This is a genomic window from Pseudomonas sp. B21128 (genome assembly GCF_044218865.1).
Taxonomy (GTDB): domain Bacteria; phylum Pseudomonadota; class Gammaproteobacteria; order Pseudomonadales; family Pseudomonadaceae; genus Aquipseudomonas; species Aquipseudomonas iridis.
The window spans coordinates 1648568-1667883 of record NZ_CP162590.1 but is presented as its reverse complement, the minus strand read 5'-3'; the positions used below and the strand labels follow the sequence as shown (position 1 = coordinate 1667883).

The window sequence follows — 19316 nt, the reverse complement described above, 5'->3', positions numbered from 1 at the left end:
CCGGGACGGCTGCGATACCATCCGACTCCCCAACGGACTCCCGCCAGGACGACGCGATGAACCGAGTGTTGTACCCAGGTACCTTCGACCCTATTACCAAGGGCCATGGCGATCTGGTCGAACGCGCCTCGCGCCTGTTCGATCACGTGATCATTGCGGTCGCCGCCAGCCCCAAGAAGAACCCGCTGTTCCCGCTGGAACAACGAGTAGAACTGGCTCGTGAGGTCACCAAGCACCTGCCGAACGTGGAAGTGGTCGGTTTCGCGACGCTGCTGGCGCATTTCGCCAAAGAGCAGAACGCCAACGTCTTCCTGCGTGGTTTACGGGCAGTGTCGGACTTCGAATACGAATTCCAGCTGGCCAACATGAACCGCCAGTTGGCGCCGGATGTGGAGAGCCTGTTTCTTACCCCGTCCGAGCGTTATTCGTTCATTTCCTCGACGCTGGTGCGGGAAATCGCCGCGCTGGGTGGTGATATCAGCAAGTTCGTTCACCCGGCCGTGGCCGATGCCCTGACCCTGCGCTTCAAGAAGTAACGACCGTTCAAACGGCGCCTGCGTGCACTGCGGGCGCCAATGCGGCACAATTGCGCGCATTGGTTTATAGCGCCCGGGCTACCGCCCCGGCTGGAGTTAGCATGTCCCTGATCATCACCGACGATTGCATCAACTGCGACGTCTGCGAACCCGAGTGCCCGAACGCCGCCATTTCCCAAGGCGAAGAGATCTACGTGATCGACCCGAATCTGTGCACCCAGTGCGTCGGCCACTACGACGAACCGCAGTGCCAGCAGGTCTGCCCGGTGGATTGCATTCCACTGGACGAAGCGCATCCGGAGACTGAAGAACAGTTGATGGAGAAGTACCGCAAGATTACCGGCAAGGCCTGAGTTCTTCAGCGCCGCTAGCGACGCCATCGCGGGCAAGCCCGCTCCCACAGCGTGCTGTGTGGAACACAAACTGTGTGAACACCAAAACCTTGTGGGAGCGGGCTTGCCCGCGATGAGGCCATCGGCAACACCGCAAAACCCGGATCAGCTCACTCGCGCTGCTCAAACCCCTCCCCGACACACCCCAGACACCGCACAAACGCGGCCTTCGCCGGATCAACCACCAGCGCCTGCCCTGCATCGCCCACTCCGCCACCCAGCGCGGTAAATGGCAACGACACCACAAACGCCCCCGCACCGATCACCGTCGCCACCACCAGCAAAGGTCGGGCGATCAGCAAATCGCCAAGCATGGCGTAGGCCGGTGGGTTCTGGATGGTGTAACGCGGATCACCGCTGCCGGTTTCCGTGGCCTGGACAGCCAGACTGGAACACAGCAGCAGTGCGGCACAGAGGACTTGCAGGGATTTCATGGCACGATCCTTCGGGCTAGGCAGTGAGACAACTCACTATAGACCGTAGGATGTTTTCGAACGGTTTGCCTCAGCTCTGACAGCGCGGACAGAAGACACTGGCGCGCTGGCCAAGCTTCACCTCACGCAGCCCGGTGCCGCAGACCTTGCAGTGTTCACCACCACGACCATAGACAAACAGCTCCTGCTGGAAATACCCCGGTTGCCCGTCGCCGCCGATAAAATCACGCAACGTGGTGCCGCCACGCTCGATGGCGGCGGCAAGGATGCGTTTGATCTCGATCGCCAGTTTCAGATAACGCCCCCGGGAAATGCCCCCGGCCTCGCGACGTGGATCAATCCCGGCGGCGAACAGCGCTTCGGTCGCATAAATATTGCCGACCCCGACCACCACCGCGTTGTCCATGATGAACGGCTTGACCGCCATGGAGCGTCCGCGCGACAGCTTAAACAACCGTTCACCGTCGAACAGATCGGTCAACGGCTCCGGCCCGAGACGAATCAGCAATTCGTGATTGAGTGGATCGGTGCTCCAAAGCATCGCGCCGAAACGCCGTGGATCGGTGTAGCGCAGGGCCAGACCGGATTCCAGCTCGATATCGACATGCTCATGCTTGAGCGCCGGCAGCCCGGACTCGACCAGGCGCAAATTACCTGACATGCCCAGATGGCTGATCAACGTGCCGACTTCTGCATTGATCAGCAGATACTTGGCCCGCCGCTCGACCAGCACGATGCGCTGGCCCGAGAGGCGCACATCGAGGTCTTCGGGGATCGGCCAGCGCAGCCGGCGGTCGCGCACGATCACACGGCTGACACGCTGGCCTTCCAGATGCGGAGCAATGCCCCGGCGGGTGGTTTCGACTTCCGGCAGTTCAGGCATGGCGTCCTCGAATCAATGCGCGCCGAGGTCGCGGATCGTTTGTTTGAGGGTTTCGAAGTCGTATTCCGACAGGCCGACATAATCAAGCACCAACGGGCCGACTGCGTTCCATTCGAAATCTTCGGTCTGGTTGCCCAATACCCGATAGGACGCGCAAATGTGCTCGGCCATCTTGAGGATCGCCAGCAGGTTCTTCAGTTGACTGTTGCGCGAAGACTCGTCGCTGAAAATCGCCAGCGCATTGTGGTGATTGGCGATCGCCGCACTGACGTGTTCCGGCAGGCGCCAGGACTTGGCCGTGTAGTAGCCGACCACGGCGTGGTTGGTGTTGAACGCGTTGTTTTCGGTGTCCACCACCCGGCATTCGGCGCTGGCCTGGGCGTAGGCCTTTTCCAGAACCGACATGTAATTGGGGAAGCGCTGCAGCATCAACGGCACACCGCAATCGTGGAACAGGCCCAAGGCGTAGGCTTCGTCGCCGGCCTGAGTGCCGATGCGCTTGGCCAGCGTCAGGCACGTCATCGCCACGTCCTGGGCGGTATCCCAGAAACGGTTGAGCGTGACGATGGTGTCATCGTTCATCTCGCCCTTGATCGACTGCGCGTTGATCAGGTTGATGATCGAACGACTGCCCAACAGGTTCACCGCGCGCTGGATCGAAGTGATCTTGTTGCTCAAGCCGTAATACGGCGAGTTGACGATTTTCAGCAGCGAGCCGGACAGGCCCGGATCCTGGGCGATCAGCTTGGCGATCACCTCCAGGTCCGGGTCAGGCATGTACTGCTCCATTTGCAGATCCACCATGATCTGCGGCTGCGCGGGCACGCTGATGCCTTGCAGGGATTGTTGGATCTGTTCGGCGGTCAGCTCTTGGGACATAAGTACACACTCTGGGACAGGCGGCGATTCTACCCTCTTAAATCCGCAGGACGACACACCAGTGGGCAATTGTCAGGAACTTTCATTCAAGCGCCGGCTTCGGATTCATTAATGCCCAACGGATCATTCAGGTCCCATGTGGCGGTAAATTCCCACACACTCAGGAGCTTATCGATGGCTACTCAACTCAACGGCAAGCGCGTCGCTTTTTTGGTAACTGATGGTTTCGAACAGGTTGAATTGACAGGTCCCAAGCAAGCGCTCGAGCAGGCCGGCGCTCAGGTCGATATCCTTTCGGCCGAAGAAGGCACGGTCAAAGGCTGGAACCATGACAAACCGGCGGATGACTTCAAGGTCGACCGGACCTTCCAGGCCGCCAGCAGCGAGCAATATGACGCGATCGTATTGCCCGGTGGCGTACAGAATTCCGACACCATTCGCATCGACCCGGATGCCCAGCACCTGGTCAAGACAGGCACCTCGGCCGGCAAACCGATTGCGGTGATCTGCCATGGCGGCTGGCTGTTGATTTCGGCGGGGCTGGTGAATGGCAAAACCATGACAAGCTACAAGACGCTCAAGGATGATCTGGTGAATGCCGGCGCCAACTGGGTCGATCAGGAAGTGGTCAAAGACGGCCACTTGATCAGCAGCCGGCAGCCGGATGATATTCCGGCGTTCAGTCGTGAGTTGATCGGCGCCCTGTCGGCATAACATTCCTGACCGCTTGCGCGAGCAATCTCGCTCCCACAGGGGATTTGTGATCACCACAAGCCCGATGTGAGAGCGAGCCGGCTCGCGAAAGCGTCATCAGCGTTTCATCGCACGCCAAACCCGGCACAAGTCTCAACACGCTATACTCCCGCTCTTTTTTCCGGAGCGACGTCATGTCCCTGCCTAGCCTGCGCCTCAAAGCCAATGCCGACCGTCGCCTGCGCAACGGCCACTTGTGGGTCTACAGCAACGAAATCGATGTGGCGGCCACGCCACTGCACGGCTTCAAAGCCGGCGATCAGGCGATCCTCGAAGCTGCCGGCGGCAAGCCGCTGGGCATCGTGGCGATGAGCCCGAACAACCTGATCTGCGCCCGTCTGGTGTCCCGCGACATCAAGGTGCAACTGGACAAATCCCTGCTCGTGCATCGCCTCAACGTAGCGCTGTCGCTGCGTGATCGCCTGTTCGACAAGCCGTTCTATCGTCTGGTGTACGGTGATTCCGACCTGCTGCCGGGTCTGGTCGTTGACCGTTTCGGCGACATTCTCGTGGTCCAGATCGCCTCGGCGACCATGGAAGCGCATAAAGATGACGTGATCGCCGCACTGACCCAAGTGCTCAAGCCAAGCGGCATTCTGTTCAAGAACGATTCCGCTGCGCGTGACGCCGAAGGCCTCAACCGCTACGTCGAAACCGTATTCGGTCTGGTGCCGGAATGGGTCGCACTGGAAGAGAACGGCGTGAAGTTCGAAGCGCCGGTCATTCAGGGTCAGAAAACCGGTTGGTTCTATGATCACCGCATGAATCGCGCACGCCTGGCGCCGTATGCCAAAGGCAAGCGAGTACTCGACCTCTATAGCTACATCGGTGGCTGGGGCGTGCAGGCTGCCGCGTTCGGCGCCAGCGAAGTATTCTGCGTCGATGCCTCGGCCTTCGCCCTTGATGGGGTCGAGCGCAACGCTGCATTGAACGGCTTTGCCGACAAGATGACCTGCATCGAAGGTGATGTCTTCGAGGCCTTGAAAGAGCTGAAGGCAAGCGAAGAACGCTTCGACGTGATCGTGGCCGACCCACCAGCGTTCATCAAACGCAAGAAAGACATGAAGAACGGCGAAGGTGCTTACCGTCGTCTGAACGAGCAAGCCATGCGCCTGCTCAACAAGGACGGCATTCTGGTCAGCGCATCGTGCTCGATGCACCTGCCGGAAGACGATCTGCAAAACATCCTGCTGACCAGCGCCCGCCACCTGGACCGCAACATCCAGTTGCTGGAGCGCGGCGGTCAGGGCCCGGATCACCCGGTCCACCCGGCGATCGCCGAAACCCGCTACATCAAGAGCATCACCTGCCGCCTGCTGCCTAACAGCTGATCAACGCGGATGACGGGGAGCCACCAGGCTCCCCGTTTGCTTTACGCCTGAATCTGACGGCCAATCAACCTACTTTTACCTTCGTTATTGCGACTTCCTACACTTCCGTCCGACTGACGTGCAGGACGTTTCCTTACGCCTTTTAAATATTGAAACTTGCCCTACAAAGTCCATCTCTATCTAAAGATCGCTCCGACAAAATTACTGGAATATTCCTACTTAATATCCACTTGCCAATAATCCATTACAAACTATTATGAAGTTGTCACCACGAGGTGACTTCGCTTATCAATGAACAAGGAGTTCACATCATGAAAAACATTTCTCTGGAAACCAACAAAATCGCAAACCTGGCTTTTCTGGTTGCGCCTAAAGTCCGTTAAATAGGTCAGGACGCTGGGGAGTGCCGGCCCCTCGGCGTCCTTTCGACTTTTTCCAGAGTGAATGAAGCCCATGTACATCAACCCTTACTTGTTTATATTGCCGCGCTCGCCCGGACAAATAGTCTGGAACTACAAAGATCACACTCAACATGAACTCGACCTGGATTATGCGTCACGCCTTACCCAACTCATAAACAATCCAGACTTATTTGACACACACAACATCATAGACACGCAACTATTAAACACGGGCATTCTAACCGTTTCAAAACCAGACAACCCTCACTGGGGTTGGGATGAACTGTCGAAGATTTATCATATCGGCACGCAAAACATTCCCTGCGAACACACCCCACAGAATATTCAAGAGTGGTCCAGGCAATACCTGGCGCACTGCAACGAAGTGCTGGCCACCCCGCCGCCCGCAAAAAGCCGTGCGCAGCACGAGGCTGCACAGCGCATCGCCTTGCCCGACCCGGGCGAATTGAGCGACGACAGCCTGGCTAACGCGCTGCTCCAGCGAAAAACCTGTCGCTCCTTTACCGGCGCAGCGATGACGCTCAATCACGTCAGCACTTTGCTTTACCTGACGCTCGGTTACCTGCGCGAGCGCGACACTGATCGGGATGACAGCATCGCCGAAGGCCTCGGCGCACGCCGCAGCAGTCCCTCCGGCGGTGGCCTGAACGCATGCGAAGGTTTTTTGCTGGTGCAGAACGTCGACGACGTTGCGCCCGGCATTTATGCCTATCACTCCGACGATCACTCCATCAGTCGAGTCAATCCATTGCCGTCATCGGCACTGGGCCACTTGCTCGGTGGTCAGCATTTCATCAACAACCTGCCGCTGGGATTGTTCATCACGGCGCGATTCGATCGACTTTGGTGGAAGTATGGACACTCCCGCGCCTATCGCATGGCGTTCGTGGAGGCCGGTCACCTCTCACAAACCTTTCAACTGGTTGCCACAGCACTTGGCCTTAACACCTGGTTGACCGGCGCGTTTGCCGACGAGCACGTCGAAACACACCTCAAACTTGAGGGAAGCGCCGAACAGCCCTTGTTCTTTGTCGGCTGCGGGGAAAGCGACGGACAGGCAATGTGCCAGGAACTGCGCGAACTGTTGCGCGAGGCCCAGGCATGACTCTCCTCTGCGCCGATCCGAGCGAAGCGCCAACCTCCTGGGCGCTCAAATTCACCTTGGGGGACTGGGACAACCGAGCCTCCGTCCGCACCAGCACTCATGACTATCAGTTGCCAGACGATGTGCAGCAACAACTGGAAAGTCGTTACTGGTTTCCACCAGACTTCCTGCCCTACCTGTCGCATCCCGCTATTCAAGCAGCAGGGCGTGATGTGCTGCATCGGCTGACGGCCAATCATCTGGTGCACTTTCTCGACTACACCACCCTGCTGGAACACCGCATCGTCAATCGCGCGGTAGAAGTCATCGTCCACCGGGAACTGCCGATTCATGTGTCTCAAGCGATGAAACATGCAGCGCTGCAGCTCTACACCGACGAGGGCTATCACGCGCTGTTTTCAAATCGTCTCGCCGATCAGATCGCCGGGCTCTACGGGATCATCGGGCGTCCGGCGATGCCAAAGCGGATTGCGCGCATGAACGCCCTGATCGCCCGCACTTCGGAGAAAACCCGCCCATTGGCATGGTTTCTCCTTGGCTTCGTCTCTGAAACCATCATTGCCCGGGAGCTGCTGGAGGTCTGTCGCAACAGTCTGGTGTCCAGCGTGAACGACATGCTGCGCGATCATCTGGCCGACGAAGCCCGCCACAGCCGCTACTTCGCCGAAGTGTTCCATTACCTGTGGCTGGCCTTGAACAATCGCCAGCGAACCTTCGCCTCCAGATCGCTATTGGAGATCATCGGGATGTTTTTCGAAGCCGACGAGCGCTGGCTGCAACAGAGCCTGCGCGGAGCAGGCATCACCGACAGCGCCGTGACCGACATCATCGCCAGCGTAAAGGCGCCGCAAGCCACTCGACGGCGCGCACGCTCAGGTGCCACCGCGACACTGGACGCACTGAAAAGAGCCGGTTTTTTTGCGTGGCCCACCAACCAGCAACGCTTCGCCAAGGCAGGATTGATCGATGGATAAGGGGCAATCAGTGGTAACCGCCAGACAACGCCGTGGCGCGGTCAGCCTGTTGCTGGCGATGGTGCTGCTCGGCGTGTTTCCTCTGGATGTTCTGCTGCCTTCATTTCCGGCACTGGCTGCACACTTTCGCAACACGCCCACAGACATTGCGCTGTCGATCAGTCTGTTCGCCGTGGGAATCGCGTTCGCTCAGGTTTCGATCGGGCCACTGTCCGACGTGATCGGGCGCAAGGGCTTGCTACTCGCAGGCATGATCGTATCGATACTCGGCGCGCTTGGTTGCGTGATGACCAGCGACTACTCGCTGTTCCTGATGTTTCGAATAGTGCAGGCCGTGGGCTGCGGTTGTTTTGTGCTGTCACAGGCGCTGGTGCAGGATTTGTTCGAGGGTAAAGAACGCGATCGTCTGCGCATCCTGATGGTCACGGCGAGCGGGGTCTTTATTTCAGTGTCGCCGCTGGCCGGCACCTTTCTGCAAGCCACTCTCGGCTGGCGCGGCAGTTTTTGGGTTTTCATTGCACTGGCTACAGTGGTGTTCATCAAAGCCTGGCTGCTTCTGGATAACCGTCGTCCGGCCAGCAGCAGCGAACGCTTGGGTTTCATTCCGTCCTACCGACGGGTGCTGGGAAGTTTCGAGTTCGTCGGCTATTGGCTGATATCGGCGTTTGCCTTTGCCTGCCACTTCTCGTTCATCGTGATCTCGCCGCTGATCTTCATGGATCAGTTGCAACTGGCGCCGTACGACTTTGCGCTGATCCTGCTGATTTACGGTGCCGCCTACATTGTCGGGGGCATCATCGCTTCGGTGCTGAATCGACGCATCACGCCCGGCCGACAAATCATTATCGGGCTGAGCCTGATCCTGCTGTCGGGGCTGCTGACGCTGTATCTGGCGGCCCATCATCCGCTCACCCCGATTGCGGTGCTGATCCCGATGCTGATGTGTACCGCTGGCACGACCATCTCCCGGCCAGCCGCCACTTCTCGGGCCATGAGTCTGTTCCCCGATAACGCCGGCACCTCGGCCTCGGCCGGCAGCACCATCATCTTCATTTGCGCAGGATTGATCAGCGCACTGATAAGCCTCAGTCCTGCCAATCTGCAATCCACGCTGGGCTACAGCTTCGTGCTGCTCAGTTGCGTGGCGCTGGCCTTGAACGGTGGTATCAGCCGTCGAGCAAGAAACCCTCAGACCAACGCGATCGTGCAGCCGGGGAGCGATTAATCCTGCCGGTCGTCACGCAACAGGCACCGTCGGCACGGCAACAACACTTTGCGCCATTCCCTCCAGACGCCAGCGGTGTAGAATCGCTTCATTCATCGCCATTCATCCCCCGGCGGGTTTATGAGCTCAGGCTGAGGCAAGCGGCGATCCCGCAAAGTCATCGGCAACTTCCGGACACACGGCCATTTCTGAGTGTTCCAGACGTCAATAGAAGCTCTCTCCCCTTTGATACCTGTTTAGCCGCCCGGAGTGCTCCATGCCTGATTACCGTTCGAAAACATCCACCCACGGCCGCAACATGGCCGGCGCCCGCGCACTGTGGCGCGCCACCGGGATGAAAGATGACGACTTCAAAAAGCCGATCATCGCCATTGCCAACTCGTTCACCCAGTTTGTACCCGGCCATGTGCACCTGAAGGATCTGGGCCAGCTGGTCGCCCGTGAAATTGAACGCGCCGGTGGCGTGGCCAAGGAATTCAACACCATCGCCGTGGATGACGGCATCGCCATGGGCCACGACGGCATGCTCTATTCGCTGCCGAGCCGCGAAATCATCGCCGACTCCGTCGAGTACATGGTCAACGCCCACTGCGCCGACGCCATTGTCTGCATCTCCAACTGCGACAAGATCACCCCGGGCATGTTGATGGCTGCGTTGCGCCTGAACATTCCGGTGATCTTCGTTTCCGGCGGGCCGATGGAAGCCGGCAAGACCAAACTCGCGTCCCACGGCCTCGACCTCGTCGATGCCATGGTGATCGCCGCCGACGCCAGCGCTTCTGACGAGAAAGTCGCTGAATACGAGCGCAGCGCCTGCCCTACCTGCGGTTCGTGCTCCGGCATGTTCACCGCCAACTCGATGAACTGCCTGACCGAAGCCCTCGGTCTTGCACTGCCGGGCAACGGTTCGACCCTCGCTACCCACAGCGACCGCGAACAACTGTTCCTGCAGGCCGGCCGCACCATCGTCGAGCTGTGCAAGCGCTACTACACAGAGGACGACGAGTCGGTATTGCCGCGTAACATCGCCAATTTCAAGGCGTTCGAGAACGCGATGATGCTCGACATCGCCATGGGCGGTTCGACCAACACCATCCTGCATTTGCTGGCGGCTGCCCAGGAAGCCGAGATAGATTTCGACCTGCGCGACATCGACCGTCTTTCCCGCGTTGTGCCGCAGCTGTGCAAGGTCGCGCCGAACATCCAGAAGTACCACATGGAAGATGTGCACCGTGCCGGCGGCATCTTCAGCATCCTCGGTTCGCTGGCCCGTGGCGGCCTGCTGCACACTGACCTGCCGACCGTGCACAGCCGCAGCATGGAAGAAGCCATCGCCAAGTGGGACATCACCCAGACTGACGATGAAGCCGTGCATCACTTCTTCAAGGCGGGCCCGGCGGGCATCCCGACCCAGACTGCATTCAGCCAGTCGACGCGTTGGGAAAGCCTCGATGACGACCGTGAAAACGGCTGCATCCGCAGCTTCGAGCACGCCTATTCGAAAGAAGGTGGCCTGGCCGTACTCTACGGCAACATCGCGCTCGATGGCTGCGTGGTGAAAACCGCTGGCGTCGACGAGTCGATCCACGTGTTTGAAGGCAACGCGAAGATCTTCGAAAGCCAGGACAGCGCCGTACGCGGCATCCTCGCCGACGAAGTGAAAGAAGGCGACATCGTCATCATTCGCTACGAAGGCCCGAAAGGTGGCCCGGGCATGCAGGAAATGCTCTACCCGACCTCGTACCTGAAATCCAAAGGCCTGGGCAAAGCTTGCGCCCTGCTTACCGACGGCCGTTTCTCCGGCGGTACCTCGGGGCTGTCCATCGGCCACGCTTCGCCAGAAGCCGCGGCCGGCGGTGCGATCGGTCTGGTGCAGGATGGCGACAAGGTGCTGATCGACATTCCAAATCGCTCGATCAACCTGTTGGTCAGCGACGAAGAACTGGCCGCACGCCGGGTCGAGCAGGACAAGAAAGGCTGGAAACCGGTGGAAATCCGTCCGCGCAAAGTCACCACCGCGCTGAAGGCTTACGCCCTGCTGGCAACCAGTGCCGACAAAGGCGCTGTGCGTGACAAGGCGATGCTCGACGGGCTGTAAGCCTCGACAGCAAAAACAAAAATGCCCCGCCAAAGTGCGGGGCATTTTTTTGCCTGGCTGATTCAGTCGGTGACCATGACGGCCCCATCGCGGGCAAGCCCGCTCCCACAGGGATCTGTGTGATCACAAATTTGTGGTTCGCCCCGATACCTGTGGGAGCTGGCTTGCCAGCGATTGGAGCGACTCGGTATTACTGAATTTCCTCAGGCTTGACGATCACCCAGTTCTTGTCCGCCGTCACCGGCAATCCTTCCTTGGCCTGCGCCGCCGCATGCTTGGCCATCATGCCGTTGATTTGCGTCATGTACTTGTCCTTGCGGTTGATCCACAAGTGAATACCGCCCTTGGCCACGTCGACATCGTGGAACAGCATGTAGCCGTCGCTGGTGGGCGTATCGCCGCCGACCAATACCGGTTTTTTCCACTCATCAATGTAGGTCAGGATCGCTGCATGCTTGCCGGCCATCCAGGTCGCTGGCGTCCACAGGTACGGGGTCAGCTCCAGACCGAGGTTGGCCTTCTCGTCGTAGTTGCCCGCCGTGATTTGCTTGCGTGCGGTGGTCAACTCGTTAGTTTCGCGGTTCTTCAGCAGCAGACTCACGCCAATGACGTTTTGCGGTTTGACGTTGTAGCCGTACTTGGGATCCGCCGCGACCATGCGCACCAGTTCTTCAGAGGCCGCGGTCATCACGTAGACCTCGATGCCGTTCTCCATCAGCTTGTTGTACAACTCTTGCTGGCCGGTAAAGATCTTCGGCGGGTTGACGTCGAGTTTCTTGACCACATCGCCTTCGTAATACGTGGCCGGCACCGGTTTGCCCGAGGCCATCAGCTCATCGACGTAGCCTTTGAGTTCCTTGAGGGTGAAGCCGGAGAACACCTGCGCCACCCATGGGTAGCAAACCATGTCGTCGACTTCGCAGAGGCGATAGTAGTAACTGAACAGGCTTTCCTTGTGGTCAGCGGTGTCCTTGAACGGCATCAGTTTCAGGGAGGGGTCGAGTTTGTCGCGGGTGATCAGGCCCTTGTTTTCCATGAACGGCAGCAAGGACTCTTCGAGGTCGTAGCGGTAACTGGTGTTGTCCATGTCGAACACCGCGTAGTTACCCTTGTTGGCGTTGGCCGCAATCATCGCGTCCAGCGCCTTGGCCTGATCGGCTGGCCAGTGTTTCAAGTCGGTAGCGAAGGCCTGAGTGGCCAGGCCCATCCCCACAGTCAATGCGACAGCCAGAAATTTCGGTGCGAACTTCATCGACGCTTTCTCCCTGATCGAAAAGCATCGACGCTAACAAATACGTGTGACAGTCCTCGTCTGTCAGCGACCGCCCCCGCCCCTGTTTGCGCCAAATGCATTGCTGTGAGCGACACACGCTTATTCCAAAAACGACGGACACCATACGTTTTCGGTATTAAATCATTAGTTTTCAAGCTGTTAGGCTTGCCGGTTCGCAGCAGCCCCGGAAGGCTGTTGGCAAAGACTTTCCTGGAGTTCTCATGAATCTACCGTTGATTCTCAACCTGCTGGTGTTCCTCGCCCTGCTCTTCGGTCTGGCGCAGACCCGCCACACGTCGTGGAGCCTGGCGAAAAAAGTCCTGCTCGCGCTGGCGCTCGGCGTGGCATTCGGCGTGGCGCTGCACAGCATTTACGGTGCCGGCAACCCGGTGCTGAAAGCTTCGATCGGCTGGTTCGATCTGGTCGGTAACGGCTACGTGCAGTTGCTGCAAATGATCGTCATCCCACTGGTGTTCGCCTCGATCCTCAGCGCCGTGGCCCGGCTGCACAACGCGTCGTCGTTGGGCAAGATCAGCTTCCTGACCATCGGCACGCTGCTGTTCACCACCGCGATTGCGGCGCTGATCGGTATTGGCCTGACCAACCTGTTCGGCCTTACCGCCGAAGGTCTGGTCGCCGGCACGCAGGAAATGGCTCGCCTGCAAACCATTCAGACTGACTACGCCGGCAAGGTGGCCGACCTGAATGTGCCGCAACTGTTGCTGTCGTTCATCCCGCAAAACCCGTTCGCCGACCTGGCCCGGGCCAAGCCGACCTCGATCATCAGTGTGGTGATTTTTGCAGCGTTCCTGGGGGTTGCCGCACTGCAACTGCTCAAGGATGACGTCGAAAAAGGTCAGAAAGTGATCAACGCCATCGACACCTTGCAAGCCTGGGTGATGCGTCTGGTGCGTCTGGTGATGAAGCTGACCCCGTACGGCGTGCTGGCGCTGATGACCAAAGTGGTCGCCGGTTCCAACCTGCAAGACATCATCAAGCTCGGCAGTTTCGTCGTGGTCTCGTACCTCGGTCTGGGCCTGATGTTTGTGGTGCACGGCCTGCTGGTGTCGGGGGCCGGGATCAACCCGCTGCGTTTCTTCCGCAAGATCTGGCCGGTGCTGACGTTCGCGTTTACCAGCCGTTCCAGTGCAGCGAGCATTCCGCTGAGCATCGAGGCGCAGACCCGTCGTTTGGGTATTCCACAGTCTATCGCCAGTTTCGCCGCTTCGTTCGGCGCGACTATCGGTCAAAACGGCTGCGCAGGTCTGTACCCGGCGATGTTGGCGGTGATGGTTGCACCGACTGTCGGCATCAACCCGCTGGATCCGCTGTGGATCGCCACGCTGGTAGCGATTGTGACTCTGAGTTCGGCCGGTGTGGCGGGCGTGGGTGGCGGTGCGACGTTTGCTGCGCTGATCGTGCTGCCGGCGATGGGTTTGCCGGTGTCTTTGGTGGCGCTGCTGATTTCGGTTGAGCCGCTGATTGATATGGGGCGTACGGCGTTGAACGTGAGTGGTGCGATCACCGCCGGTGCGATTACCAGCCAGGTGATGCAGCAGACGGATAAAGAACTGCTGGATGCCGATGAACATGCGCAGCTAGCTAGCTAGCCAGCAAGCTGCAAGCTGCAAGCTGCAAGCCAAGAGCCAATCAGCTTTTACTTGCAGCTTGTAGCTCAAAGCTGCTCTTTCTCCCAGACTTCGAAGTTGTACGCCGGCTTATCGCCCTCTGCCGGGTTCGGCACATTCGACACCAGTGTCCACTGGCTCAGATCAAACTCCGGAAACCACGCATCGCCTTCCGGGCTCAGCGCCACACGGGTCAGGTACAGACGATCCGCCTGCGCCAGCCCTTGCGCATACAACTGCGCCCCGCCAATCAGCATCAGCTCATCGACGCCCTGCGCTTTCGCCCACTCTTCAGCGCGAACCACGGCAGCCTCCAGCGACGGATAAACCTCCGCACCTTCGAGCACCAGGTCTTGCTGACGGCTGACCACGATGTTCAAGCGCCCCGGCAGCGGGCGGCCCAGCGAATCCCAGGTCTTGCGCCCCATGATGATCGGCTTGCCGAGGGTCGTGGCCTTGAAGTATTTGAAATCGCCCGGCAGGTGCCAGGGCATGCTGTTGTCGATGCCGATCACACGGTTTTCACCGAGGGCTGCGATCAGGCTGAGGGGGAGTGATTTAGTCATGCCGGCGAGGATACCAGAGCCTCGCTTACCCCGATAAGCGCCACAGCGGTTATGCTCTCGACTCAATTGAGCGACGGAATGGCGCGTGACAGAACTGACTCCACTGCAAAACCTCTGGCTGACCGAAACCGTGCGCCTGCGCGAAGAACATGCAGGCCCTCTGGATGATCTGGAAGCCAATCGTCTGGCCCGCGCGGCCGGCGGTGATCTGCCGAGCCGCATTCAACGCCGTGCCTTGTGGCTGGCCGAGCGTGACGGACTGACGGCCGCATTAAAACACTGGCTGCAAGGCGCGCGTCTGGCGTTGGTGTTGCTGATAATACTGGCGATGTTGAGTGGCGCCGGTCTGGCGTTCGCCGCGCTGGGCCAGACGCCGGTCAATGTGTTCTGGGCCTTGGGCAGTCTGCTCGGGCTGAACCTGATTCTGCTGCTGAGCTGGGCATTGGGGCTGATTTTTGCCGGCGAACACGGTGCCACCCTCGGGCGACTGTGGTTGTGGCTGAGCGAAAAACTCGCCCGCGACGCTAAAGCCGCGCAACTGGCGCCGGCCCTGCTGTTGATGCTGCAGCGCAAGAAACTCAATCGTTGGGCGCTCGGTGCGCTGGTCAACGGCCTGTGGTTGCTGGTCATGCTCAGCGCGTTGGCTCTGCTGCTGACGCTGATGGCGACGCGGCGTTACGGCTTCGTCTGGGAAACAACCCTTCTCAGCGCCGATACCTTCATTCACGTCACCCAGGCCCTCGGTCATCTGCCATCGTTGCTGGGGTTCAACGTGCCGACTGTGGACATGATCCGCGCCAGCGGCGACGGCGCTCTCGATATCGAAAGTGCCCGTCAGGCCTGGGCGACATGGCTGGTCGGCGTGCTGGTGGTCTATGGCGTGCTCCCGCGCCTGATGTTGGCGCTGCTGTGCTTCTGGCGCTGGAACAGCGGCAAAGCAGCACTGCGCCTGGACCTGAACCTGCCCGGCTACGCCCAATTGCGCGAACGCCTGATGCCGAGCAGTGAGCGCCTCGGTGTCAACGATCCGGAGCCCGCACAGCTGCATCGCGTCGAAAGCGGCGTCAGCGAACACGCCAGCGAAGGCGCGTTGCTGGTCGCAATCGAACTCGACGAGCAACGCCCATGGCCGCCCGCGCTGCCGAAAAATGTCAGCAACGCCGGCATCCTCGACAGCCGCGAATCGCGTCACAAACTGCTCGAACAACTCAGCCGCTTCCCCCCGGCACGACTGGCGATTGCCTGCGACCCACGGCGCTCGCCAGATCGCGGCAGTCTTGCACTGATCGCCGAACTGGCGCGCAACGCCAGCGCCACCCGCGTCTGGCTGCTGCAAGCGCCACCCGGCGAAGCGCTGGACGCTGAACGCCTCGGCGACTGGCACATCGCGCTGCAACAGCTTGAGCTGGAGTTTGCCGATAGCGCGCCGCTGAACTGGCTGGAGACTGGACATGACTGACGCCCGTAAAGCCCCGCTGAAACTGGCAGTGGTCGGCCACACCAACGTCGGCAAGACGTCGCTGTTGCGCACGCTGACCCGCGATGTCGGCTTCGGCGAAGTCTCCCATCGGCCAAGCACCACACGGCATGTCGAGGGCGCGCGGCTGTCGGTGGACGGCGAGCCGTTGCTCGATCTCTATGACACGCCGGGGCTGGAAGACGCCATCGCCCTGCTGGATTTTCTCGAACGTCTGGAGCGCCCCGGCGAACGCCTTGATGGCCCGGCGCGGCTGGCGCGGTTTCTTGACGGCAGCGAGGCACGCCAGCGCTTCGAGCAAGAAGCCAAGGTGCTGCGACAACTGCTCGCCTCGGATGCCGGTTTGTATGTGATCGACGCCCGTGAACCCGTGTTGTCCAAATATCGCGATGAGCTGGAAGTGCTGGCCAGTTGCGGCAAGCCGCTGCTGCCGGTACTCAATTTCGTCAGCAGTGCCAACCATCGCGAGCCGGATTGGCGCGAGGCGTTGGCGCGACTGGGTCTGCATGCGCTGGTGCGTTTCGACAGCGTCGCGCCGCCGGAGGATGGCGAGCGGCGGTTGTATGAAAGCCTCGCACTGCTGCTGGAAAATGCGCGGCCACAACTGGAGCGCTTGATCGCCGATCAACAGGCTCAGCGCCTGGCGCGCCAGCACAGTGCCGCACGGCTGATCGCCGAATTGCTGATCGACTGCGCCGCGTGCCGACGCAGCGTGGTCAGTGAAGCCGAGCAGGAACAGCAAGCCATCAGCGAACTGCGCAAGGCTGTGCGTCAACGCGAACAGAAGTGTGTTGAGGCGTTGCTCAAACTGTATGCGTTTCGCCCGCAGGATGCGGCGGCCAGTGATTTGCCGTTGTTGGACGGGCGCTGGGGTGATGACCTGTTCAATCCCGAGACGTTGAAGCAGCTCGGTGTGCGGGTTGGTGGCGGTATCGCAGCGGGCGCGGCGGCGGGTGCCGGGGTGGATTTGCTGGTCGGCGGGATAACCCTCGGGGCTGCGGCATTGGCGGGTGCGATTGCCGGCGGTGCGCTGCAAACGGCGCGCAGTTATGGCAGTCGCTTGCTCGGCAAGATCAAAGGGCAACGGGAGCTGACCGTGGACGATGGGGTGTTGCGGTTGTTGGCGTTGCGTCAGCGGCAATTGCTGCTGGCACTTGATCAGCGCGGGCATGCAGCGATGGACGCGGTTCAGGTGGCCACACCGCAGGACAAGACCTGGCGCGAAGGCAAGTTGCCCGAGGCGCTGAGCAAGGCGCGGGCGCATCCGCAGTGGTCATCGCTCAATCCGCACGCGAAGTTGAATCAGGGGGAAAGGCAGGAGCAGATCGAGGAGTTGGTTGGAAAGGTGCTTGAGCTTTAGAGCGCTACCCCCTCACCCCAGCCCTCTCCCCCAAGGGGGCGAGGGGGAAAGGGAGCAGATCTTCATGCTTTTCAAATCCTGAGTTCGGCTGGATATCTCAGGTCGGCGCATAACTGAAGATCACTCCGTCGGCCCCCTCTCCCTCTGGGAGAGGGCTGGGGTGAGGGTGACTTTCACAAGCCCGACAACAATGTCACTGCCTTGCGCTTCAATACCCCAAGGTCCATCACCGGCACCGCCCTCTCCTTCGCCAACTCATCCCACTGGCGCATGCGCAAACTCACCGCGCACAACGGATCCCGTTCAAATACCTCAGCTTCGGCCCCGGTCATCACTCCGCCCTGATACTCCAGCGTGCGCCGACTTGCTTCACTCAACCGCTCGAAATACCCCGGCTCCCGCAACGTCAGGTAACGCTTGGCCTGCACGTGATATTCCACCAGCCGCGCCATGCGTTCGCTGAATCCGGCCTCCCTTAAATAATCCGCCCCGAGCCGTTCATGACTAACCACGCCGTAACCGCCCATATTCTCCGCGCCCTCGGCACACAAATGGCCGATGTCATGAAAGAACGCCGCCAGCACCACTTCGTCATCGAAGCCCTCGGCGATAGCCCGTTCGGCCGCCTGGGACATGTGCTCGATCTGCGACACCGGTTCGCCAATGTAATCACGGGTGCCGAAGCGCTCATACAACCCGAACACCCTCGCGACGATTTGCTCATGACCTGCCATCAAACTTCCTCCAGCAACTGCGCCATGTTGCGCTCGGCCATCGCCGGGCCAACGCTCATGCCGACGCCGGTGTGCATCAACGCCACACTCAACCCCGGTGCCGGGCGCAGGAACGAAAACGGTCCCGGCCCCCGAGAACCATAGACGCCCTGCCAGCGCTCGACCACTTGCACCTTGCAACCCAGAGTCTGTTCGGCCAGTTCAAGCATCCAGGTGTCGACTTGTTCGGCGTTGAACGGTGAAGCATCGCTGCCGTAATGGTGCGAGTCGCCGATGATCAACTCGCCATACGGCGTCGGGCTGATCAGCAGGTGGATGCCGTTTTCGTGCAGGTGCGGTTGCTCACGCAGAATCTGCGCTTGTACCGCCGCCGCTTCCGGCAGATCGGCGAAGGCGCCGTAGTGCACGCAACTCAAACCCGTGAGCAACGCGTGTTGCAGATCAAGATCGATCTGCGGCCGGGCGCGGAGCATTTGCAGGCGACAGATTTGCGGGTCGAGCGCGGCAATCGGCTCGGCCAGCAATGTCTGATAATCGTGGCCGGAACAGACGATGATCTGCTTGGCAGTGAACGTCCCGGCCGTGCTTTGCAGGCGTCCGGACTCGACATCGCGCACCAGCGTGGAAAAGTGAAATTGAACACCGAGGTCGCGGCGCAGATAGTCGATCAGCGCCGGAATCGCTTCGCGCGAGTACAGCTGTTGGTCGTCCATCCCGTGTAACGCGGCGCGGTGGTGGCTGAACTGGCCGTTGTACAGATCGCGCAATGCAGCGCCGCGCAGCAAGTCGACGTTGTAACCGTGCTCCACTGCGCGGCTTGCGCAGAAGGCTTCGAGCAGATGCTCTTCGGCTTCGCTGCGGGCGAACAGGTACGAGCCGTTGCGCTTGATTTGCAGCCCGGCGAGTTGCGCCCAGTCCCCCCAGATGTCACGGCTTGCCTTGGCCAGTTCGAGCATTTGGCCGGGCGGTTGGCCGGTGACCAGTGCCTGGCCGAAGTTACGCACCGAAGCGCCGAGTGGCGTGGCGCTGCGTTCGAATACGGCGACCTTGAGACCGCGTTTGGCGGCGGCGTAGGCGTGTGAGAGGCCGAGGATGCCGGCGCCGACGACCAGCAGGTCTTTGTGTTGTGTCATGGGGATGATGTCCTGAATGCAATACCGCTATCGCTGGCAAGCCAGCTCCCACAGGGAATTGGGGTGTTCACAAAAGTGTGTTCACTGGAGATCCAATGTGGGAATGAGCCTGC

Annotated in this window: 18 protein-coding genes; 11 read left to right on the top strand and 7 right to left on the bottom strand. The window is 60.1% G+C overall.

Translation table 11 applies throughout. The features are described 5' to 3' along the window. Positions 1-56: 56 nt before the first annotated feature. Both coaD and AB4P91_RS07345 read left to right on the top strand, forming a co-directional pair. On the top strand, positions 57-536 hold the full coding sequence (gene coaD, locus AB4P91_RS07350) for a pantetheine-phosphate adenylyltransferase (RefSeq protein WP_150593581.1): 480 nt from the start codon (positions 57-59) through the stop codon (positions 534-536). A 101-nt stretch (positions 537-637) separates the two neighbouring features. Next, positions 638-889: a YfhL family 4Fe-4S dicluster ferredoxin gene (locus tag AB4P91_RS07345; RefSeq protein WP_003195146.1), complete on the top strand. Its 252-nt coding sequence runs from the start codon at positions 638-640 to the stop codon at positions 887-889. A 149-nt stretch (positions 890-1038) separates the two neighbouring features. Here AB4P91_RS07345 and AB4P91_RS07340 read toward each other — a convergent pair whose 3' ends face one another. The 3 genes from AB4P91_RS07340 to AB4P91_RS07330 all read right to left on the bottom strand — a co-directional run bounded on the left by AB4P91_RS07340 (position 1039) and on the right by AB4P91_RS07330 (position 3070). Further along, complete coding sequence (locus AB4P91_RS07340) at positions 1039-1362, bottom strand: multidrug transporter (protein ID WP_150593580.1); 324 nt, start codon at positions 1360-1362, stop codon at positions 1039-1041. Positions 1363-1432: 70 nt separating this feature from the next. Continuing rightward, positions 1433-2245: a bifunctional DNA-formamidopyrimidine glycosylase/DNA-(apurinic or apyrimidinic site) lyase gene (gene mutM / locus AB4P91_RS07335; protein ID WP_150597582.1), complete on the bottom strand. Its 813-nt coding sequence runs from the start codon at positions 2243-2245 to the stop codon at positions 1433-1435. A gap of 12 nt (positions 2246-2257) precedes the next feature. Then, positions 2258-3070 carry an HDOD domain-containing protein gene (locus AB4P91_RS07330; RefSeq protein ID WP_191624033.1) on the bottom strand — a complete coding sequence of 271 codons (813 nt, stop codon included), beginning with the start codon at positions 3068-3070 and terminating at the stop codon, positions 2258-2260. 228 nt (positions 3071-3298) lie between these two features. Here AB4P91_RS07330 and AB4P91_RS07325 point away from each other — a divergent pair, with 228 nt between their 5' ends. The 6 genes from AB4P91_RS07325 to ilvD all read left to right on the top strand — a co-directional run bounded on the left by AB4P91_RS07325 (position 3299) and on the right by ilvD (position 11032). Beyond that, the gene (locus tag AB4P91_RS07325) at positions 3299-3838 is read left to right on the top strand and encodes a type 1 glutamine amidotransferase domain-containing protein (protein ID WP_150593577.1); all 540 of its coding nucleotides are present in this window, start codon (positions 3299-3301) and stop codon (positions 3836-3838) included. Between the two features lie 173 nt (positions 3839-4011). Next, positions 4012-5208, top strand: a complete 1197-nt coding sequence (locus AB4P91_RS07320) for a class I SAM-dependent rRNA methyltransferase (RefSeq protein WP_150593576.1) — start codon at positions 4012-4014, stop codon at positions 5206-5208. Between the two features lie 453 nt (positions 5209-5661). Further along, positions 5662-6735, top strand: coding sequence for a SagB family peptide dehydrogenase (locus tag AB4P91_RS07315; protein WP_150687960.1), 1074 nt, complete (start codon positions 5662-5664; stop codon positions 6733-6735). Next, positions 6732-7709, top strand: coding sequence for a diiron oxygenase (locus AB4P91_RS07310; protein ID WP_395604563.1), 978 nt, complete (start codon positions 6732-6734; stop codon positions 7707-7709). The genes AB4P91_RS07315 and AB4P91_RS07310 overlap by 4 nt, the downstream gene beginning before the upstream one ends. Beyond that, positions 7702-8934: an MFS transporter gene (locus AB4P91_RS07305; RefSeq protein ID WP_395604562.1), complete on the top strand. Its 1233-nt coding sequence runs from the start codon at positions 7702-7704 to the stop codon at positions 8932-8934. Before AB4P91_RS07310 ends, AB4P91_RS07305 begins: the two co-directional genes overlap by 8 nt. A gap of 256 nt (positions 8935-9190) precedes the next feature. Beyond that, on the top strand, positions 9191-11032 hold the full coding sequence (gene ilvD / locus AB4P91_RS07300; protein ID WP_150593572.1) for a dihydroxy-acid dehydratase: 1842 nt from the start codon (positions 9191-9193) through the stop codon (positions 11030-11032). 190 nt (positions 11033-11222) lie between these two features. Here the strand turns inward: ilvD and AB4P91_RS07295 are convergent, their stop codons facing one another. Beyond that, positions 11223-12284 carry a haloacid dehalogenase-like hydrolase gene (locus AB4P91_RS07295; RefSeq protein WP_150597587.1) on the bottom strand — a complete coding sequence of 354 codons (1062 nt, stop codon included), beginning with the start codon at positions 12282-12284 and terminating at the stop codon, positions 11223-11225. A gap of 242 nt (positions 12285-12526) precedes the next feature. On the opposite strand from AB4P91_RS07295, the gene AB4P91_RS07290 reads away from it, so the two are divergent. Beyond that, the gene (locus tag AB4P91_RS07290; RefSeq protein WP_150687956.1) at positions 12527-13915 is read left to right on the top strand and encodes an L-cystine transporter; all 1389 of its coding nucleotides are present in this window, start codon (positions 12527-12529) and stop codon (positions 13913-13915) included. Between the two features lie 65 nt (positions 13916-13980). Here AB4P91_RS07290 and AB4P91_RS07285 read toward each other — a convergent pair whose 3' ends face one another. Further along, positions 13981-14499: a dihydrofolate reductase gene (locus tag AB4P91_RS07285; RefSeq protein WP_150593569.1), complete on the bottom strand. Its 519-nt coding sequence runs from the start codon at positions 14497-14499 to the stop codon at positions 13981-13983. Positions 14500-14584: 85 nt separating this feature from the next. On the opposite strand from AB4P91_RS07285, the gene AB4P91_RS07280 reads away from it, so the two are divergent. Then, positions 14585-15958, top strand: a complete 1374-nt coding sequence (locus tag AB4P91_RS07280) for a DUF2868 domain-containing protein (RefSeq protein WP_150593568.1) — start codon at positions 14585-14587, stop codon at positions 15956-15958. Further along, entirely contained in the window at positions 15951-17336 is a 1386-nt protein-coding gene (locus tag AB4P91_RS07275) for a GTPase/DUF3482 domain-containing protein (protein WP_150593567.1), read from the top strand. The genes AB4P91_RS07280 and AB4P91_RS07275 overlap by 8 nt, the downstream gene beginning before the upstream one ends. Before the next feature lie 173 nt (positions 17337-17509). Here the strand turns inward: AB4P91_RS07275 and AB4P91_RS07270 are convergent, their stop codons facing one another. Both AB4P91_RS07270 and AB4P91_RS07265 read right to left on the bottom strand, forming a co-directional pair. Then, the gene (locus AB4P91_RS07270; RefSeq protein WP_395604561.1) at positions 17510-18070 is read right to left on the bottom strand and encodes a phosphonate degradation HD-domain oxygenase; all 561 of its coding nucleotides are present in this window, start codon (positions 18068-18070) and stop codon (positions 17510-17512) included. Then, positions 18070-19203: a TIGR03364 family FAD-dependent oxidoreductase gene (locus AB4P91_RS07265; protein WP_395604560.1), complete on the bottom strand. Its 1134-nt coding sequence runs from the start codon at positions 19201-19203 to the stop codon at positions 18070-18072. Before AB4P91_RS07265 ends, AB4P91_RS07270 begins: the two co-directional genes overlap by 1 nt. Positions 19204-19316 lie beyond the last annotated feature (113 nt).

What these genes read in the sequence shown, in the direction of transcription:
- coaD (WP_150593581.1), top strand. Translation starts at nt 57, where the DNA reads ATGAACCGAGTGTTGTACCCAGGTACCTTCGACCCTATTACCAAGGGC.
- AB4P91_RS07345 (WP_003195146.1), top strand. Translation starts at nt 638, where the DNA reads ATGTCCCTGATCATCACCGACGATTGCATCAACTGCGACGTCTGCGAA.
- AB4P91_RS07340 (WP_150593580.1), bottom strand. Translation starts at nt 1,362, where the DNA reads ATGAAATCCCTGCAAGTCCTCTGTGCCGCACTGCTGCTGTGTTCCAGT.
- mutM (WP_150597582.1), bottom strand. Translation starts at nt 2,245, where the DNA reads ATGCCTGAACTGCCGGAAGTCGAAACCACCCGCCGGGGCATTGCTCCG.
- AB4P91_RS07325 (WP_150593577.1), top strand. Translation starts at nt 3,299, where the DNA reads ATGGCTACTCAACTCAACGGCAAGCGCGTCGCTTTTTTGGTAACTGAT.
- AB4P91_RS07320 (WP_150593576.1), top strand. Translation starts at nt 4,012, where the DNA reads ATGTCCCTGCCTAGCCTGCGCCTCAAAGCCAATGCCGACCGTCGCCTG.
- AB4P91_RS07315 (WP_150687960.1), top strand. Translation starts at nt 5,662, where the DNA reads ATGTACATCAACCCTTACTTGTTTATATTGCCGCGCTCGCCCGGACAA.
- AB4P91_RS07310 (WP_395604563.1), top strand. Translation starts at nt 6,732, where the DNA reads ATGACTCTCCTCTGCGCCGATCCGAGCGAAGCGCCAACCTCCTGGGCG.
- AB4P91_RS07305 (WP_395604562.1), top strand. Translation starts at nt 7,702, where the DNA reads ATGGATAAGGGGCAATCAGTGGTAACCGCCAGACAACGCCGTGGCGCG.
- ilvD (WP_150593572.1), top strand. Translation starts at nt 9,191, where the DNA reads ATGCCTGATTACCGTTCGAAAACATCCACCCACGGCCGCAACATGGCC.
- AB4P91_RS07295 (WP_150597587.1), bottom strand. Translation starts at nt 12,284, where the DNA reads ATGAAGTTCGCACCGAAATTTCTGGCTGTCGCATTGACTGTGGGGATG.
- AB4P91_RS07290 (WP_150687956.1), top strand. Translation starts at nt 12,527, where the DNA reads ATGAATCTACCGTTGATTCTCAACCTGCTGGTGTTCCTCGCCCTGCTC.
- AB4P91_RS07285 (WP_150593569.1), bottom strand. Translation starts at nt 14,499, where the DNA reads ATGACTAAATCACTCCCCCTCAGCCTGATCGCAGCCCTCGGTGAAAAC.
- AB4P91_RS07275 (WP_150593567.1), top strand. Translation starts at nt 15,951, where the DNA reads ATGACTGACGCCCGTAAAGCCCCGCTGAAACTGGCAGTGGTCGGCCAC.
- AB4P91_RS07270 (WP_395604561.1), bottom strand. Translation starts at nt 18,070, where the DNA reads ATGGCAGGTCATGAGCAAATCGTCGCGAGGGTGTTCGGGTTGTATGAG.
- AB4P91_RS07265 (WP_395604560.1), bottom strand. Translation starts at nt 19,203, where the DNA reads ATGACACAACACAAAGACCTGCTGGTCGTCGGCGCCGGCATCCTCGGC.